Below are 19,209 nucleotides of genomic sequence, written 5' to 3' on the forward strand. Positions count from 1 at the left end.
GTATGCTGCCAAAAATCCCTTGCATCCGCGGGGCCGTCTATACATGAAGCTTTCGATGAAGCCATTCTGCATGGGCTTGCCGGGAGCGATATAGTGCCAGGCGACGCGACTCCGATCGGCCCAAGTCAAGATGGCGTTGCTGGTGAGTTCGGTGCCGTTGTCGCTCCGTAAGCGGCTACGCTTCATGCTCTGGTCCTCGTCGTGGGCCAGAACGAACTTCAAACTGGATTAGGCCCCGGGGGCAAGGTCAGCGGCCACGATGCCCAAATCACCGTCGCGTCTTCATCTCCGGCCAGAAGCGCGGCGTCTTCGGTGTCATCAAGCGGGAGCTGCGCCGTCGCTCTGCCATCGAGCCCATCATCGGGCACATGAAGGCCGAAGGCGACCTCGGCCGCTGCTACCTCAAAGGCCGCGCCGGCGGCGCCGCCAATGTCGTCCTCTCAGCCGTCGGCCACGACTTCCGCCGCATCCTCGCCTGCCTCAAGAACTCTTGGGCCTCTTTCTGGAGTTGCTAATAGCGAACGCTCGCCACTCCAACACAGCTCAATCCGGCTTCTTAACTCAGGAGTTGGAGCCTGTGGGAGCCCAAGGTGCGGTTCATTCGGCCACTGGATCCGGATGCGAAGAAGACCGATGCCGTACCACAAGCGGCACTCTATCGAGTCGTTTAGCTAGTCTCGTATCGGCTCACCTGCGCCCCGCGCTGCGTTCCGGCAAAAGGATACCCTGGATGGGCGCTAAAAGCGGAACCTAACAGGGACTTGCAGAACGCAGGCGTGAGCTTGCCGCGATGGATCACGACGTCTTCGTGACCCGTTGCAGCTCGAGCGTTCTGCCAGAGGCGATTGTAGCCGCGCTGTTCGTTGGATTTCACGTGGCAAGCGGCAAACTTGGCGTCATCCAATGTCGTTAACTGCCACGCATAGACCGGCCGCTTCGTATGGATGTGCACCCACATCGGATTCACCGTACCATTGCGCAGTGGCGTAGGCTGCAGCTTGATCTCGAACAGCGTTCCTGGCTCCCCCTTCAACGCGCGCGGTATCTCCAAGGGAGCCAACTCCTCGGCCGCCTGCAACCGTTCGAGGTACTTCTGCGAGGGAAACGCATAGGTTTTCATGCAATCGATCCCGATCGAAGCCTTTTGCGCCTTCAAAGCACGTGCCTGCCCCTTAACCTCCGACAACATCGCCTTGAGGCGGACTATTTTTTTTGCACTTCGGGCACTTGCATAGGCGTGAGTAGGCCGCGTCGGCGAGGTTCGTCCAGCGCGGCTACACAGGCCTCAATCTCCGCGGATTGGCTCTGCAGCCGCTCAACCACGGTGTCCACGACGTGCTCGGCATCTTCGGGCTTCATGTGGCGCGCATGCGAAATGGCTCTTTGCTCACTGCGCAAATCGGTTCGCAAGAGTTCGTCCAATCGCGCGCCATCGAAGGAGACACTGACGCGCCTGCTCGCGCAGCCTGCCATATCGCCAAGTGTTCCCTCGCCGACGATGACATCCTCGTATGCGCCTCCTCCGCGCTCGCGAGTTTCTTCGTGCCCAGATCCGAGAGCACAATAACCTTGGTGGTTCGCGTCGTGTCGGCGTCGGGCCTAGCGAGCTGCGGCTCGGGCTGCCCGGCTGCCGAACTCCCCGCACCTCCGGCCTGCCTGCGCTTGCCCTTCCCTTTCCTGCGCGCTGGACTGCCTTCGGCCGCCGGGTCGTTGCCGGCAGCGTCGGCCGGTAACGCAAGGCCAGCCTCCGTTGGCGGTGCAATCATGGCTGGCTTCGGCTGCACTGCTAGGAGGCGCATGACCTCATGGGCAGTGACCCACGATCCTTCCACGATCTGATCCAACAGATCCAACGGAAGCTCGGGACTTGCTTCCTTATTCCTTAGCTCGGCAACCATGTTGGGCAACGCCGACGCAAATTCCGATAGCCGCTCCATGACCCCTTCCAGAACGGCACAGTGCTCCGCGTCGAGGGCTTGTCCTTTGCTCTTCAGAACAGCGTCGCCCGTTGAGAGGAATGCCGGAACAACATCGCCCATGAAGGTTCCAAGTAGACGTGCCCGACCGTTCTCACCCAAGAGGATTTGCCTGAGGGCCGGGTCGAGCGTGCTCGCAGATGCACGCACCTCGTATTCAGTGCCCAGCCGGTATGCAGCCGTAGTGTCGCCTGTTCGGCCTGTCGCATTTCGGCCGTTGCACTTGGCAAGTTGGCAGTGGCTGCGCAGACGGACTGCATCCGTTCAGAGCGCAATGCCTTCTTTTCCCACCACTCCGTGCAGGCCAAATAGTGTTTCGCCGCACTGGAAGCCGCTCGGATCAGTTGGTCGGGCGGAGCATTGGATTGGCGCATCCGCTCGAGTATCTTTCCCGCATTCTCCCTACGCTGCTCCAAGGCGTAGATAGTCGGTGCGGCCAGCGCGTTGCATTCGTTCCCCGCGTCCAGAGTCCGGTCACGAACTCGGCGAGCCTGATCTACGCAAAGAATGCTGCGCGCCACATCTGGAGACAGGCTCGCGTAGTAGTCCAGAACTGCTGCGCCTGCTTTGACAACCTGATCGACCAGCTCTTGCGCCTCAGACGAGCTCTGAGCGCCCATGGCAGCACTGTGGCAAGCATCAAGTTCCTCAAGCAGGCCATCCATGTTTTGTTTCGCTGCGTTGATCCCCTCACCGCTTGAGGAAATGGGGCCAGCCAGACCCGAACCTGAGGGCACGCTCGCGAGCGTCGCCATTCTATCTTCAGGCGCTAAGCACATCCGCTCCAAGACAGAGTTGAAAACTCGGTGGCCTTCCGCAGGGACAAAATTTGGCTCCGAATGCGCACTGCTCGATCCCGACGTGCTGTCGGCTCCTGCAGCCCCAACGTGCGCTTCCCCAGGTCGGCCAATGCCCGTCATGTTCCATCTCCCATACGGTCAACAATGCGCAGCGTCCCTGGGCGTCGTGGCCGCGGTATCCCTTGTCGACATAGGCCCGCTCGATCGCGCAGCCGGTGAGTGTCTCGGTGCGGTCGATGACGTCCCGCAAGGTGTGACCGTCGTACGGGTTGTCGGGTAGCGCCCTGGCGTGCAGCACGAACAGGCCCCCGGGAGAACGGCGGTTGTTGGTGACGATGGAGGCTTTGACGCCGAACTCGTAAGGCGCGGCTGCTTTGCACTTGCCGATGCACTCCACCTCCGGGGCGTGGAAGGAATAAAGCTTGAAGCCGCGCTGGCGCTGCTGCTGCGAGCGGATCTGCGAGGCCCGGCTGAGCGGGAGGGCGAACGTGTTCTCAAGCACAGCCTGACCTTCGTCGACTGCGCAGGATGCGCAACTGCCGCTGATGCCGCTTGAATTGCTTGGCATGGCCGTAGCGTCCCGCCATCATTGTCGCGGTTTTGGCAGTGCGCAGATAGGAATGCCGCAGCTTGACCCCGTGGCTTCCTCGCCAGACGGTTGAGCCGCTTCTTATCGTTTCCGATAAAGCTGCGGCATTCTTCAACGCCTGGGCAATCGACGAAGAGCGCCACACTGACGGATTCATCCGGATCATTGAACTTGTCGCCAATGAATCCGAAAAGGATCTCCGGGAGAGATTAGACGCTCGATGTCATGATTTTGGTCCGGTCATGGAACACCTGAAGGACGAATTCTCTCTATTGGCCATGATCGCATTTGATGAGATGTGCACTTGCCGCGCCTATGCAGCGGAAAAGCCGTTTTATGACACACTTGGGAACAACACATTCCATCATTGGCTGCGGGAGGTAATTGCCGACGAGGCCGTCCACTCGATGAACGCCGTTAACGTTATCCGCGCGCGCTATCGCGACCGCATTAGCCAAGTCGGCACAATTCTCGATAACCTAATCCGCGCGGCCGATAATGTGCGCTATTCTGGCACCTTCGTCCTGGACTACTTCGGCGCAGTGTACTCCAAGGAGCTGCTCGCCGACTCCCGTCGCGCGACCATGAGAAATATTGCCAAGCCACTGTAGAGCGAGTTCGGTAACAGCGCGCCGCCGAAAGATGCACCGACGTCATATCGCCGCATAATCCACTTTTCTGCAAGTTTCCCATTTGATCAGTTGACGCCATGTTGTCCTACGGCGTTGAGCGCAACGTCGTGTTCACGACATGGAGACGGTCACCTTTGTCCAGAATAGTGGCGCCGGTTCTATTTTGTGTCTAGTTGGCGTGCGCGGCCGTGAGTACGCCACCCCGACAATTGGTCCGACCCTTGCTCTGCTGGCTCCCCGCTTTGTCGGATTGTCAGCCACAAACATGGATCAGTATGGAACGAAAGGCGATGCCATGAACCGGATTCCGGTCACCGCCAAGGCGGGAGGTAACACCGCTAATTCCTCCAACTTGACGACGCCCACGCGCTGGCGATCGAGCACAGAACGGATGATAGCACGGATTTATATCTTCCGAAGAGGGTAGCGACGTTGCCGACGCGGTCGGATTAGATCGACCAGCTGGTTTCAGGCTTCACAAAGCCTGCAGGTGGTCGATGATCCCGGATCATCGCACACCTGCTGTGACTCAGATGATCTTGTATAAGGTCAGTCCCGCCGACGAGCCGCCTGGCAAATCGGGCTTACGCATTTCCTCGAACACCTGATGTTCAAGGGCGCCTCCAAACACCAGGCGAATGAATTCTCCAAGGCCGTGCTGCGCGCCGGCGGCAATCAGAACGCCTTCACCGGATTCGACTACACCAACTACTTCCAGCACGTGCCGCGCGAGTACCTCGGCAAGATGATGGAATTTGAAGCCGACTGCATGACCGGTCTCGCTTCTCAAAGATGAGAACGTGCTGTCCGATCGCGACGTCGTGCTGGAGGAGTTCAATAAGCGCGTCGCCAACCATCCAGGTGAACGGCTCGCTGGCCCTTCGATCCACCACGCTCGCATTCTGACGCTACGTAAGATACGATCGCTTCATAGAGAGCGACAGCGATAGATAACGACGGCAATAGCAACGATCACCACAGACTGACCGTTGATTCTTGGCGACGCATTCCAGCCGCCCACAAACCTCACGTAGATCACCAGTACAAGCGATTTAATCACCTTCTCGGGCCTGCTTCGTCGTTGTGATCTAAGGACATCACTCGCTTCATGTTGAAAACGTTCATCGGCAGCAGAGCTCTCGCATCGAAGATTCATTGCCCCTTCTTTCTGCCATCTTCGCACCCAAAGCAGAGACGCGCCGGCGGCGCAGCTTGCGCCCGGCAACAGCGAGTGTCTCAGGAGATTTCTATGGTGAAGCCAGTTGTAATTGTGGTAGGTGCGGACAAGGGTGGAGTCGGCAAAACGACCGTATCACGAACGCTACTGGACTACTTCAGCGTCAACAACGTGCAAACGCGTGCCTTTGACACGGAGTCGCCACGGGGAACGCTGAAGCGCTTTTATCCCGAGATCACCGAGATCGTCGACATGACGACGACGGCGGACCAGATGAAGATCTTCGATACACTGAACGCAGGGCTTTCCGTCACTGTCATCGATGCTCGCGCAGGGTTACTATCCTCTGCGCTGGCTTCCTTGCGCGACATCGGATTTCTGGACTCGGCGCGGTCTGGCCAGATCACGTTTGCAGTGTTCCATATTCTGGGATCATCTATCGCTTCGCTAGACGAGATCGCAGAGACCGCGACCTTCATGAGCGGCGCGAAGTACTACCTCGTCAAGAACTTTATCAACGACACTCAATTCTTCCAGTGGGATCAAGCGACGTATAATTCCTATTTTCACCGCATCAAAAATGCGACTGAGTTGGTGATACCGAAGCTGAACGAGATGGCATATGAGCAGGTGGAAGTCGCATCCGTGCCTTTTGTAGACTTCGTCGCAAACAAGGGCCGCAACGATGAACCCGCGAACAATTCCTTCGTACTTCGCGGCTATGTCCGACACTGGCTGACAAATGTCTGGAGCGAGTTTGATCGCATCAACTTGACGGAATTGGCCGGCGCCAAGTCCGCGACCCGCTCCGGCGAGAAGTAGCGCATATTCGGTGAGCTGGGCCCACGCACGAACCGCAATTGACCTGCAGGCTATGTTAGCGACCCCCATCTACATTATCTGCTCTCCTAGCCCGCAGGTCGGCAAGACCCTCATAGCCCGGCTCATGAGCGAGTTCTTGTTGCTAAAGAACGGCACAGCGCTGTCGTTTGATGTCAACCTAAATGAGCCGTCGCTGCTCGACTACCTGCCCAAGATCACAGAGACCTCGGATCTGATCGACACTTACGGTAAGATGCAGCTGATGGACCCTCTTATTATCCACGACGGTGTACCCAAGGTCATCGATCTCGGCTTTCACGCGTTCGAAGAGTTCTTCAAGATGTGCGAGGAGATCGGCTTCATAAAAGAGACGGCGCGCTGCTATGTCGCTCCCATAATCCTCTTCGTCGCGGGCGCTGAACGCATTTCCTTTCGTGGTTATGAAATGCTGCGGCGGCGAATTCCGGCGGCGTCGCTGGTCACCATCCACAATGAGTTCGTGCTGCGCGGCGAGTTACCTGAGGCGATGGATGGCGGCCGGGTGCTTCGGATTCCCGCGCTTCCGCTGTTCCTCAAGAGATATATAGACCGACTTAGCTTTTCTTTCACTGGCTATCTGCGCAACGAGAAGGATTGGTCAACGGAGCTTCATCAATGGATCAGGCGGAACTACAGCATGTTTCGGGACCTGGATTCGAGCGTGATGCTGCGGACGTCCTATCGATGTCGGGGCACGGACATCGACAGTCTACGCTGCACGCGGGCTACTTGAGTTTCCGGTCGGCTCGGCATCATTCGTCGGGCTGGAGCCTTCTGCGTGCCGGACACGGATTAATGCTCCCCAGTCTTCGGTTTCTGTTCGCGGACCACCAATTCGGGTGCAGCGCAGGAATTGTGCAAATCACACGACGGCAGCGCCGTAAAACACGATTATCTGCGACGATTTCTCGTCACACGCGCGGTGCGGTCGTGATATTCGCCTGAGAAATGGTAGGAGTAGCGACTCATCGTATCTCACTATCCGGCAGCAGTGCGGAGCCAAGGAATGGGGCTCGATAAGGTCCCGATGCTTGACTTTCTAGGACGAAGCGAACCACATCGGTGATGACTTCAATTGACGATACGTTAAGTGAGATCAGATGGCTACGGAGCGAAATCTGGCGCTGCCGTCGACTACTTAAAAGCGGCCCATCTGGGGCGGAGCGCAAGATCATTCAGAAGCGTCTGACTGAACAGCTTGCTGCGTTTGAATACCGCTTGGCGACGGCATTTCCTTTGGCCCTGAGCGCTAAAATGTATTCGCCCCAAAGCACTACAATCAGGCGCACCGACTCCCCCGAGGCTCCCACCCCAAGCGCAATGCCATCAAGCGATCCCTTCGGGAGGTCGATGGGCAGCTGACAAGGAGGGTTTTCCTAGCCCTACCTGTACTTTGAGCCTAGCAGGTCGGGTCCAAGCTAACTCACCGCTGGAGCAGCGCTGTAAAGTCGTACTGCTACACTCCACAATTCTAGGTTCAGAACGGATTACATCTTCGTAACACGCAGGCGCACGATCGATCTTTGATCGAGCCCTACTGGTTCAGGGAGCCCAGTCTTCTGATGGATGAACGGTGGCTGGGTAGGCTGACGCTTCCGGACAGACCGATATTCGGCCACCCAGGCTAACCAAACTCCGGCGCCCGCCGGCCTGAACTCATCGCGGCCGCTCGGCTTTTGCAGCTGCCACTCAGCACCCTCACTCTCGATGGAGGACAAGCGGAAACCTGTTGAGATGTCGCATCGACCCGTGATTTCTCTCTGCCGCAGTTGGCATCATTCGGCGGCATTCGCTGCGCAAGTTCTTGAAATTATCCCTAAGACAAAAAATAGCCACGTCCACATCGCTACGCCCTGTAAACCGGTCACAGAAACGCATCATGTCAGGTCTGCACGACGTCAAGACCTGCTCGGCCCGCCGATCTCGCGCATGTGCGTGTCCTGTCCACCGCGTGACTGCGACCGCGATCATGATCACAGCGAGGGCGGCCGTACAGGGATGCGCACTGCAAATGCAGCTCATTCGTTGATCTCGATTCCCCAAGCCTGTCCTAGGCTGCATATCTTTCATTATTGTTCTTTGCTCCGCGAGCATATCTGTTGATCCGATTGAGTGTCTCGGCAGCGGCTGTCGCAATGTTGCAGGTAGCCGCAATGATTACGAGCTCCTGCATTATCGCCCCGACACGCGCAACACGTTCATTGGTAATACAAATTAAAGCAGAGGTTGGCCATTTAGCGCTTGTGCGGCGATGCTCGCTCCGAACGCCGCCTTCTCCTTCGCTAGGTTTACAACCTGACGCCACTGTCGATTCAAGCACTTTGACGTTCCGAGAGGGAGATGCCGGGGGCAGTCCAACGAACTTCCCACAACTGCATGCTTAATCGGCTGTCCGCAAGGTACGAAGGTCCCGGTGTTGCTGGATGACGCTTCACCTCTTGTAGGAGTTAAAGGTGCAAACAGCTTGTATCGGGACTATCAACGACCAAGCTGCGTCCGCGCAGCTCGGCCGCATGAAGGTCGAGGTATCATCTCCAATGCAAGAGGCGCCGGATGATCCTTCTTCAATGACGTCGCCTCCGTATGTGCGGTTGGTGACGCGAGCGTCTAAAGCCCGACAAGAAGTGCGGCTGATGACGGCGAGTGGAGCCGGATACAGGGCCTGTCTTGCTCGCTAGTTGCGGCGGTCTTTGTCGAAAGGCACGCGAATTGCTGGGCAAGGATCAACCAAGCGCTGCGAAGAAAGTGGTGGCGGCAGGACCGGAGTTCCAATGAGGCTTATCCGATACATTCTGATCGACCTGGCTTTGACGCTACTCGGACCCAAGAATGCACACGCCATCGCTATCGCGCCCGGTGCAAACCAGATCAGCTAGTAAGGCTCGGGGTTTCTTGATGGGATTCCCGGCCCCGAGGCCAGCATTCAACTCTGGCCGTGAGCGGACATGTACGCCGTCAAATCTCTCAAGGCGCCATTTGGACATTCAGCAGAAGCGCTTGGCACCTCGAAGTGAGCTGATGCCGGAAAGGGGTCTCGATTCTCTTTCGCAAGCGCACGGGACAGGACCCGGCTGTCTCGATCCTCACGGCGCGAGCACGTACCAAGCCACTGATATTAACATGGCTCTGCAGTCCGCCGCCGCACCTATGCCCTTCCGCTGGCGGAGGCGCCGTCCTGGAGCGGCGGAGTGAATGGTCAAAGTCAGAGCCATCATCTCCATTTCCGCGAGTTGTGTTCGCGGCTTGATGGGAAGATACAGCACAGGCACAGGTTCATGAGAGAAGTAAAAGCAGGCTATATTGAGGTCTCCTTCGACGGCTCTCTCGCGAACATTCCGCTGGATGCGCAATTCAGCTTACCAGCCAAAGGCGTCACAGCGATCTTTGGTCCGCCCGGGTGCGGCAAGACCACGCTCGCGCGCTGCATAGCTGGCGTGCAGCGTCTGCACGACGGGTTCTGTGCGATCGATGGAGAGATTTGGCAGGATAAGACAACCTTTCGACCGCCTCATCTGCGTCCGGTCGCATACGTATTCCAGCTGCCTACCCATTTTTCTGGCTGGTCTGTACGGCGCACCCTTCTCTACAACACATCAAAATCGACATCGGCACTGATCGATTTTGATGGTGTGGTCGAATTGCTCGCGTTGGCGCCACTGCTCGAGCGTTTGCCGTCACATCTTTCTGTGGCCGAGCGACAACGACTTGCCCTTGGCAGAGCGTTGTTAAGCCAGCCTCGACTGCTTTTGCTGGACGATCCGCTCATTGTGCTCGATCGCTCCGCCAAACGCGAGATCATGCCATTTCTCGTGCGCATGCGGGACAAGCTCCCATTGGCGATGATATACGTTAGTCATGACATGGCTGATATTGAGCATTTTTCCGATCATCTTGTCATGATGAAAGATGGCGCCGTGACTGCAGCCGGACCGCTCAACGTCGTTCAGAGCGCTCCGGAGCTTGCCAGGCAGGACGAAGCGGCAGTCTGTCTTGATACCCTGGTCGGCGGCTATGACGGACGCTATGGGCTGCTCAAGCTCCGCCTCAAGGGAGAGCGGCTTCTGATACCCGGAGCGCCGCTGAGACCGGGCACGAAACTGCGGCTCCGAATCGCAGCCGGCGACGTCAGCATTGCGTGCAAACCCCAGCGTACAAGCTCTATCCTTAATGTATTTCCGGCACGCATCAAAGCCTCTCTGCCGTTCGACGAGGCTGAAGTCACCTTGGTTCTGTCTATGGGAGCTTGCAATTCTGGCGTGCCGCTTTTGGCCCGCATCGCGCGTCGCTCCTTTGATGCACTAGGGCTCAGCGATGGAGCGGACGTATTGGCGGAAATCACGCGCGCTGTTCCACTCGGGGCTGCCCAGCCGCTGTTGCAGCGTCTGCCAAATCCGTATGAGAACGTTCGATAGCTGTGCCTCATGCGAGAACCACATCAACAGATCCCGTTCGAGAATCGATACTATGAATAGATGAGATTCGAATACGGTGGCGCAATTATCGACTACCGTATCCCTAAGCTACGGGCCGATTTTGCTTACGATCTCGCGCAGCAACCGTACGCATCGATGGCATCGTCCAAAATCGAGGCGATCTGGGGAGATCTGGTGCCCCATCTGAGCGACTAGAAAATTGTTTGGCTCTTCCCTCCAGATTTGGGGCAGCTGGCCCGCTCGACTTAACTGTCCTGTTGATTTTATCGCTACCGGTTTGGAGCAAACTCGGCAACTTGGCGCAACCGATTGATCTCGTGCGGCATAACTGGAGTGGGGGACAAATCATGCGCTTGCAGTGGACATCCCAGTCGCTAGCCCGGCGGTATGAGAGCTTGGGTATAATCACGGCAATCGCGCCGAAGGTCTCTGCTGGTTCGCAAGACGAGATGGGCAAGGCAATCCCGGCGCATGTACACATCAGCCGCGCAGCCGATCGTGATCTCGGGATGGGCTTGCGAGGGGGAGCCGCCACACCTAGCCAGCTGGATCGCAACAGAAGGCCATCTTTCTGCAACGAGGAGGCGCTCGCGCGCCCTGTGCCGTGCGCGCCGGCACAAAAATCACTATTTCGGCTTGCCAGCAGCCAAAACGGGCTGAGGCGATCCCTCGGTTCTTAGCGAAGCTGAACTAGGAGTCAGGCCAAGGATCCAATACTCACTCTGACGATGGGGGCAAGGTAAACGACGGCCAGGAGATTTCTCGCAAGCTTGTCGTAGCCGGTTGTAACGCGCTGAAACCTCCTTGAGCCGGCAGAAGCACGCATCGATAACTCCGCATGCTCGTCGGCGAGTTGGGGGTCCACCCGTTTAGATTTGTATGCACGGAGGGAATTCGCCCTTTGTGCGCGCACGCGGTGATGATGACGACTACTGGCTCTAGTGGGTTTGCTGTACCCCCAAATGAGTTAGCGATCAGAAATGCTTTGATAAATGGGTTCCGCGCACAGGGTGCGCGCCGGGACAGGAGAAACTCGATGCATTTGACCGCGCTGCGCCACACCTCTCTGGCGCTTATCCTGTTTGCCTGCGGGGGAATGGAGAGCGCTCTAGCCGCCGATTCGGCGCCTGTTCAGGTCACTACGCCGCCCGGCCAGAACGCTGGCGCCGGGCAAACGCCGAGTATGCGATCGCCGGCCGAGCAGCATCGCCTGCCGCCGGACTCCAGCACCGCGCAAACGCTTGAGCTCCCCGGGCGGACGCTTTCTTTCGTCGCGACCGCCGGCTCCATCCGCCTATTCGACGACAGGGCGAGCCCCAGGCCGACATCGCCTATACTGCCTATCAGCTTGACGGAGCCGACCGCGGCTCGCGCCCCGTAACATTCTTCTTTAATGGTGGACCGGGCTCATCATCGGCCTGGCTGCACCTCGGCAATGCCGGACCGTGGCGGTTGCCGATCAATGCGGACGAGGTCACGCCATCGACCTTTCCGGAGGCGCGGCCAAACGCGGAAACTTGGCTCGATTTCACCGATCTCGTGTTTCTTGACCCCGTAGGCACCGGCTATAGCCGCTTCGTCGGAACCGGCGATGATGCGCGCAAGCAGCTCTATTCCGTTGACGGCGACGTCAACGCGCTCGCGCTGGTGGTCCGCCGCTGGCTCGAAATGCATGACCGGCTGTTGTCGCCGAAATACATCGTGGGTGAAAGCTATGGCGGGATTCGCGGGCCAAAGGTTGTCCAGCAGTTGCAGATGCAGCAGGGCATAGGCATCAAGGGACTGATTATGGTCTCGCCAGTGTTCGACTACAGTCAGTTTACCAGCACGAGCCTGCTGCGATACGTCGCAACCCTGCCAAGCTATGTCGCGACCCTGCGCGAAGCCGAGGGTCCGGTAAAGCGATCTGATCTTGCCGACGTGGAAGCCTATGCACGCGGCGAGTTTCTGGTCGATCTCATGAAAGGCCAGGCGGACAATGAAGCGACCACGCGCCTGGCCGACAAGGCCGCAGCGCTGACCGGCATCGACCAGAAGGTCAGTCGTAGGCTCGCGGGCCGCTTCGGCCTCGTGGAGTTCCGCCGTGAACTCGAGCGTAAAACCGGTAAGTTAATTGGCAATTATGACGCCTCGGTGCGTGGCCTCAATCCGTATCCGGACTCCGATTTCCCACTTTCCGGCGATCCCTCCAGCGATACGCTATTGGCGCCTCTGACCAGCGCCACTGTCGATCTGCTTACGCGCAAGCTTAATTGGCGGCCGGACGGGTCTTACGAGCTGCGCAACGGCGCGGTTGGCCGGGCTTGGGATTTCGGTCGCGGCTCTCCAGAGTGGCTTTCGCAGCTGCGCCAGATTCTGGCAACGGACCGGAAGATGAAATTGCTCGTCGCACACGGCCTGTTTGACCTCGTCGCCCCTATTTCGCATCGCAGATCGTGCTGGATCAGTTGCCGCCATTTGCCTCGGCGCCGCGCCTCAAGCTTGTAGTCTATCCGGGCGGCCATATGTTCTATTCACGAGATGCCTCGCGCCAAGCTTTTCGTGCAGAGGTCGAAGCGATGATGACGTAACGCCGACGATTTGGTCACAAGCAAGTTCGCGTGAGGCGAATGACTCGCCGAAAGACTTGTATCTCACCTAAAGTCAGGAGCAATGCTCCTGGACGGCCGCGGTTATGATGCGCACCGGAAGAAGGCGCATCGGCCAACATTCCGCCGCGCTGCGCCCGCATCTCTATTTGAGCCCGGAATTCCGTCGATCGCTTCCTCAACAAGGTCAAGCATACCGGCGGGTGGCACGCGAAGACAAATTCACCGCCAACTACCCGGCCTTCGTCCAACTTGCGTCGCATCAATCAGGCTGTGGGTGGATGTTGATGAATGCCCGTGCCAAAGCTGGAACGATCTTTGCTACCCGCTCGCGGCTGGCTCAAGCATGCAAGGAGAACCGGCGCGGTGAGAGTACATCGGGTCGGGCACGAGGCAAATGTTGTACGGCTGTGAATCAAGATATGTCGCTTGCAAGAGCAAACTCATCTTGCTCCTGGCCTCGACCATCGTTTCGCTCTCTGCAGCGGCACCGCCATCCGCCGCGACTTTTGCGTTGCCATCCGCCGCCTCTGAGACATCCCCGGCAGCGACCCCAATTCTGCTAGCCCGCGACGTCGCACAGCCTCTGCCTGGAGCGCCAGAACGCCACAAAGCGGGGACGGCACTAATAGCTCCAATGAAAGTGGACAATTGTCGCTGCAACGACCCCCTAGGGACCCTCGAGCCGGCGACATTGCACGTCGTAGAATTCTTAGCAGCATTTTTCGGAATATGCGGGTTGGTGCTTTACCAGTTAGTGAAGCTCCACGACAAATACAAAGGTGGGAGATTTAGCTAACACTACCTGGCAAAAACTGACGTCGCGCAACCGGCTGAGGGTGAATCGGTCACGAGCAATGTCAGTACGCCCTCTCAGAGGCGAGAGCACCGTTGCGCGCAGCGCACGGGAGTTGTCTCGGGTCAAGGACCGGTTCGAGTCCGAGCGAGGTCCGCCAAGCACTCGGTGCCCGTTCATGGCTTCTGCAACACGGTGGAGAGCGCCGAACCATCGTTCAAGATCGAGAAGATCTCCCGCGAAGACAAATGCTCTGCGGCCTCCTCGAAAGTCTCGCTCGCATCGACCTTGGCAAGGCCGACGGCCAGGTTGGCGTCGACCGTGTCGGGCCTGGCGGCGCGAGGAGGCGGCAGCTGCGCGAGGTGGAAGGCCAGGAGCGCGGGGTCTTGGCGCAGCTCCAGCAACGCGCGGTTGCCTCCTACGTCCGCCGACGCGCTTAGCTCGTTCGCTCGCCGCAGTACGGAAGGCGGTTCTCGTTCTTCGGGGGTGACAAACAATTTTCCGGAGGCGGGCATGGCGGTCAGCGCGCCTATGGGAACGGCGAACAGCAGCCCAACGATGACCGGCGACATCCAAAGCAGAAGGGGCAGCGAAACGGCGTACGCGCATGCGACCATCGCAACGCCGCACAGGGTTGGAATGCCGTACTTCCGATAGAGTTCGCGGCGCTCCACCGCGCCGTCGTCGCGCCTCTGCGTCTGCCAGCCGGCATCGCGCCCGGCCAGAATCTCGACCACCGCGATTGATTGAAAGATCATCATCACAGGCGCCATCAACGCGGAGACGACGATCTCTGCCAAAACTCCGGCCGAAGCACGCAACGCGCCGCCGAATTGGCGCCCCACCGAGCGGCGCAGCCAAAGCAGGACCAGGCTGAGCAGCTTCGGCAACAACAGCAGACCCATGGTGGCGACGAACACCCAGATGGCGAGCACAGGATCCTGGGCCGGCCACGTCGGAAATAACGAGAAACCCTTCGGAAAATACTCCGGCCGCACGAATCGAGCCTGCAGCGAGATGAGCATGCCCAGCAGCAGGAACAGCAGCCAAAGCGGCGCCGTCAGATATGCACCTATCCCCACCATGAAATGCAGGCGCGACACCCAGTGGAGACCCCGCGCTGGCACGACAGCCAGATGCTGAAGATTGCCCTGACACCAGCGTCGGTCGCGCGCCGCGAAATCGAGCAGCGAAGGCGGCACTTCTTCGTAGCTTCCGCCGAGCGTCGGCAGCATGTAGATGCCCCAGCCGGCACGCCGCATCAGCGCAGCCTCGACGAAATCGTGGCTGAGGATGTGCCCGCCGAATGGCTTGCGCCCGCGCAGCTGCGGCAGCGCGGCCGATTCCGCGAACGCCTTCACGCGGATGATTGCGTTGTGGCCCCAGTAATTGCCTTCGGAGCCGTGCCACCAGGCGACGCCGGCGGCGATCATCGGTCCGTACAGGCGGCCCGCGAATTGCTGGACTCGGCTGAACAGACTTCGAGCGTTGACAACCATGGGGAGCGTCTGGACGAGTCCGGCGCTCGGATTGCTCTCCATGGCATGGACCAGTCGGACGATAGTCCGTCCGCTCATGAGACTGTCGGCATCGAGCACGATCATGAAGTCGTACGTGCCGCCGAACCGCGTGATCCACTCGGAGATGTTACCGGCTTTGCGCGCCGTATTCTCGGCTCGATGGCGATAGTACAGCCGTGGCGTCCCGACGGCCTGTCGCAGCGCGAGCAGCGCTTTTTCCTCGGCGACCCAGATGTCCGGATCGGTGCTGTCGCTCAGAACGTACCAGTCGAACAGCCTTCTTTGCGAGGTCGTCTCCAAGGATTCGATGATTGCGCGGAGCCGCGCGGCCAATCGGTGCGGGTCTTCGTTGTAGGTAGGAAGCAGCATGGCGGTGCGGCCTGCGATCGCAGGCAGCTCCTCCTCTGGCGCGAGGGCGCCCGGACGATGGGCCAGCAGCACGAAGAAGCCGGCCAGCGCGGACGCGAACGAGAAGGCGATCCAGGCGAGCAGGACCAGGAAGAGCGCCAGCACCATGGCTTCAAGGACGGTGACGCCCCCGACCTCCAGCACGCGATACATCTCATATCCGCCGGCCCCCGTGAGCGCCGCCGTCGAGAGCATGATGAGGCTGCGCCGCCAGGCCATTGCGGGCGCCACTGGCGCAGGAATGCGTTCGGGTACACGGTTTTTTCCGAGGTCGCCAGGAACCATCGGAAGGGGAGCCTCGGGCGGCAGCAGGCGCTGGGTCGCGATATCGCCGGCAATCGGCCGCGGCGCCGTGCTCAGGGTGCCCATCGGTAGACCCAGATTTCCGACAAGGGCTTGTCGCCTTCTGCCAGAAACGCCCGCAGCTCGATGGGCTCGCTTTTCACCTGGCACTGGAAGCTCAACCGCCACCCACCGGTGTGGGGATTGGGCTGCGTGACGATGTTCTTCACTTCGGACTTTTCCGCCGTCACGACGCCTTTGACAGCGGCAGGATCGATGCCTTTGAAGTTGTCGCCGAGCAGATCGAGCACGAACAGGCGCGCGTCCTCACCCCTCGCCCCGATGCCACTTCGCGTAAATCTGGCCAGCGAATGCGGCTTCGGGCTATCCGGCCCCCAATGCAGCCGATAGGTGTAGTTGTGTTCGCCCTTGGCCTGCAGCGGGTTTTTCGGCCGCCAGAATGCGGCGATGTTGTCGTGGACCTCCTCCTTGGTCGGGATCTCGAACAGCACGACCCCGCCCTCGCCCCAATCGCCGATCGGCTCCATCCAGAGACTTGGGCGTTTTTCGAAGCTGGATTCGATGTCCTGATAGGCGAAGAAGTTTCTCTCCCGCTGCATCAGCCCGAAGCCATGCGGATTGAGATCCTGGAAGGTGCTGATCTGGAGATCGCGGGGATTGCTGAGCGGCCGCCACAGGCTTTCGCTCTTCCCATTGAAGATCGCAAGGCCATCGGAATCGTGGACTGAGGGGCGGAAATCGTCGATGTCGTTGCGGTCGTTCGGACCGTAGAAGAACATGCTGGTCATGGGCGCGAGCCCGGCCCGCGGCATCTCGACGCGCGGGTAGACCGACATTTCGACATCGAAGACCGTCGTCTCCCCGGGCCGCACCGTGAACCGGTAGCTCGCGGCGCAGCTCTTGCTGTCGAGCAGGGCATGGATGACCATCGAGGTCGCACCCGGCGCCGGCCGCTCGAGCCAGAAGGCCTTGAAAAGCGGAAATTCCTCGCCCTTGGCTTCGGCCGTATCGATCGAAAGTCCCCGCGCGGAGAGCCCGTATGTCTGTCCCTTGGCCACGGCGCCAAAGTAGCTTGCGCCCAGGAAGACGCAGACCTCGTCGTAATAGTCGGGACGGTTCATGGGCGCGTGGATGCGAAAGCCCGCGAACCCGAGACCGACGTCCTCGAACGCCGGGATCTTCTCGCCGAAGGAGAAGTCCGCCTTGCGGTACTTGAGCTCGGTGGCTTTTCCGTCCGCGACCTCGAAGATGGTCACTCTGTTCTTGTAGAAGAAGCCGCGATGGAAGAACTGCGCCTCGAACGGAAGATTCTTGCCGCGCCAGAGCGCACGCTCGGGCAAAAAGCGGATCGAACGATACTGGTCGTAGTCCAGGTCCTTCAATCCACTCGGGAGCTTCTCGTCCGGCGCCTCGTACGGCTTGCCCGCCAGCCTCCGCGCCAGGTCCCTGACGGTGGACGGCCCGAACATGTCATCCGAAGGGGCGGCCAGACTGCATCGGGAAGCAAGCAGCAACGCCGGCAGCACTGCCGACCCTTGAACAAGCTGGCGTCGGTTCACGTGCTCTCCTACTCGCTTGCTATTGCCGCGGCCAAGCAACGACCACCGCGCCCGCGAGTTCCATTAGCAGCCATCTCCGGGGGAAGGACGGGCACGATCAATGAGCCCGCCGCGCGGTCGCAAGCCATGGGCCGACGGGCGGCTAGCGCCTCCTGCCAGTGGGCTTGCTTCGGCGAGGGCGCTTCGTCGGCTTGGGCCTTGTTGGCTTTTCGCTCTGTTCAGCCGCGAGAACTCGGGCTCGGGTTTCCTCTAATTCAACCAGTGCAGAAACGATGCTCTGAAGAGCTCGGGGTGTTCCCTTTTCGGCGAACCTGGTCTTTAACAAATTTAAAAGACGACCACCGTTCCCGGAGGCAACACTGCAGCATCCTGCTAACCGCGTATTCTCGATACCTCAGTTCGACCTGCTCGTTAAGCAGCAGGAACGCGCCAGGGGCGATTGAGCGCCGGGTCGGGTGCGTGACGAGCCCCGATAGACAGACATCCGTATCATCGCCGAATGACGAAATGTCTAACAGTTCGATGAAGAGCGCGGTGCGCTCGGTGAGCACGACAACCATGCGCGAACAAGATGTCCAAAAAAAAGAACTGCCTATCGGACGAAATAGATGCGACGACGCGAAGGATTCGATGATGGCCTCGCGATAGTCGAAGGGGTTGTCATGAGCGAGTCGAAGGCGCCGTTGTAACTGCTCGCAGATATTCGCCAAAACACACGTCGAACGGCGGGGAGTAGTCGATCGCAGCAGAGGAGTGAACTGGACTACAAGTCGAGATAATATGGCGCGGGTTCCTCAGCGGACAGGTGATCGTGAGATCGAGCCCGCAATCCACCCGACTGGCCCCTCCATTCGCGCAATCGCGTTCGACGGCGCTCCGCTGGCTTCTTCAGGTTGAAGCAGAAGGCGCGACGCGTTGCATATTTGCAACCCGCGCGCCCGCTGAAGGGAGTAACCTGGTTGACCGGAATAACGAGAACATACTTCGTTTTTTGCTTCGAACGATCAACGGGGGGCGAAAAGTGTTTGATGTCTAACGCAATGGTAAACGTGACCTGCTCGTTCTAAGCACAGGCTCCGCGATACCCGATGCTTACTCCACCATCAAGTGGCGCAAGAGTAGAAAAAGACTTCTCAGAGTAAGCGACGAGATTAGGTCAACCGTTCAACGACAAGGGTATTACGCCCGTAACTTGCTGGATGCGAAGAAGTGATTTGGGTTCGGCGCTTAGGAAGGGGTAGTTTTTGCAATCTCGAAACCACCACCCAGTCGGCAGCTCTGCTCCCGCTTTCTCGGGGTGGCCGCCACTTGCCAACTTGGAGCCGCCCCCGGCCCTTGCCAGAATTTCGATAGTGCACAGAACGCAACGCACATACCGCGATATCTGCTGCTCGCAACCCCATAATTGTTTATCAACCGGTTTGGCGTATATCTATCTAAGACCGGTCGGCGTGGCCGTGGTTGTCGTGGCGGGGCTTAATCCTCATTGGCTTCTCGTTGCACTCGTGCATACTTGCAGTTTTCATCGCCTTTTTTGATCACTCTCGGCACCGGCGCCGCACTAAAT

Annotated in this window: 6 protein-coding genes and 6 pseudogenes; 7 read left to right on the forward strand and 5 right to left on the reverse strand. The window is 59.0% G+C overall.

The window, feature by feature from the left end; genetic code table 11:
• Positions 1 to 165 (reverse strand): annotated as a pseudogene (locus tag XI05_RS01830) (integrase core domain-containing protein); the annotation flags it as partial.
• Between the two features lie 87 nt (positions 166 to 252).
• Here XI05_RS01830 and XI05_RS01835 point away from each other — a divergent pair.
• A pseudogene (locus XI05_RS01835) lies at positions 253 to 560 on the forward strand (IS5/IS1182 family transposase); the annotation flags it as partial.
• Between the two features lie 107 nt (positions 561 to 667).
• On the opposite strand, the pseudogene XI05_RS01840 reads toward XI05_RS01835, so the two are convergent.
• Together XI05_RS01840 and XI05_RS01845 are read right to left on the reverse strand one after the other, a co-directional pair.
• A pseudogene (locus XI05_RS01840) lies at positions 668 to 2,896 on the reverse strand (hypothetical protein).
• A 37-nt stretch (positions 2,897 to 2,933) separates the two neighbouring features.
• Positions 2,934 to 3,445 (reverse strand): annotated as a pseudogene (locus tag XI05_RS01845) (IS5/IS1182 family transposase); the annotation flags it as partial.
• A 3-nt stretch (positions 3,446 to 3,448) separates the two neighbouring features.
• Between XI05_RS01845 and XI05_RS01850 the strand changes: the two are divergent.
• The 6 genes and pseudogenes from XI05_RS01850 to XI05_RS01875 all read left to right on the forward strand — a co-directional run bounded on the left by XI05_RS01850 (position 3,449) and on the right by XI05_RS01875 (position 13,038).
• On the forward strand, positions 3,449 to 3,976 hold the full coding sequence (locus XI05_RS01850; RefSeq protein WP_442869225.1) for a hypothetical protein: 528 nt from the start codon (positions 3,449 to 3,451) through the stop codon (positions 3,974 to 3,976).
• Positions 3,977 to 4,494: 518 nt separating this feature from the next.
• Positions 4,495 to 4,869, forward strand: a pseudogene (locus XI05_RS01855) (M16 family metallopeptidase); the annotation flags it as partial.
• Positions 4,870 to 5,246: 377 nt separating this feature from the next.
• Positions 5,247 to 5,996: a hypothetical protein gene (locus XI05_RS01860; protein WP_271498293.1), complete on the forward strand. Its 750-nt coding sequence runs from the start codon at positions 5,247 to 5,249 to the stop codon at positions 5,994 to 5,996.
• A 52-nt stretch (positions 5,997 to 6,048) separates the two neighbouring features.
• A complete protein-coding gene (locus XI05_RS01865) occupies positions 6,049 to 6,768 on the forward strand; it encodes a hypothetical protein (RefSeq protein WP_271498319.1) in 720 nt (239 codons plus the stop codon).
• Between the two features lie 2,542 nt (positions 6,769 to 9,310).
• Positions 9,311 to 10,447, forward strand: coding sequence for a molybdenum ABC transporter ATP-binding protein (gene modC / locus XI05_RS01870; RefSeq protein ID WP_271498294.1), 1,137 nt, complete (start codon positions 9,311 to 9,313; stop codon positions 10,445 to 10,447).
• A gap of 1,117 nt (positions 10,448 to 11,564) precedes the next feature.
• A pseudogene (locus XI05_RS01875) lies at positions 11,565 to 13,038 on the forward strand (S10 family peptidase).
• Between the two features lie 990 nt (positions 13,039 to 14,028).
• Here the strand turns inward: XI05_RS01875 and mdoH are convergent.
• On the reverse strand, positions 14,029 to 16,149 hold the full coding sequence (gene mdoH / locus XI05_RS01880) for a glucans biosynthesis glucosyltransferase MdoH (RefSeq protein ID WP_271498295.1): 2,121 nt from the start codon (positions 16,147 to 16,149) through the stop codon (positions 14,029 to 14,031).
• Positions 16,137 to 17,642 carry a glucan biosynthesis protein G gene (locus XI05_RS01885; protein ID WP_442869224.1) on the reverse strand — a complete coding sequence of 502 codons (1,506 nt, stop codon included), beginning with the start codon at positions 17,640 to 17,642 and terminating at the stop codon, positions 16,137 to 16,139. Before XI05_RS01885 ends, mdoH begins: the two co-directional genes overlap by 13 nt.
• Positions 17,643 to 19,209 lie beyond the last annotated feature (1,567 nt).

The sequence above is a fragment of the Bradyrhizobium sp. CCBAU 11357 genome (assembly GCF_028128865.1).
Classification (GTDB): domain Bacteria; phylum Pseudomonadota; class Alphaproteobacteria; order Rhizobiales; family Xanthobacteraceae; genus Bradyrhizobium.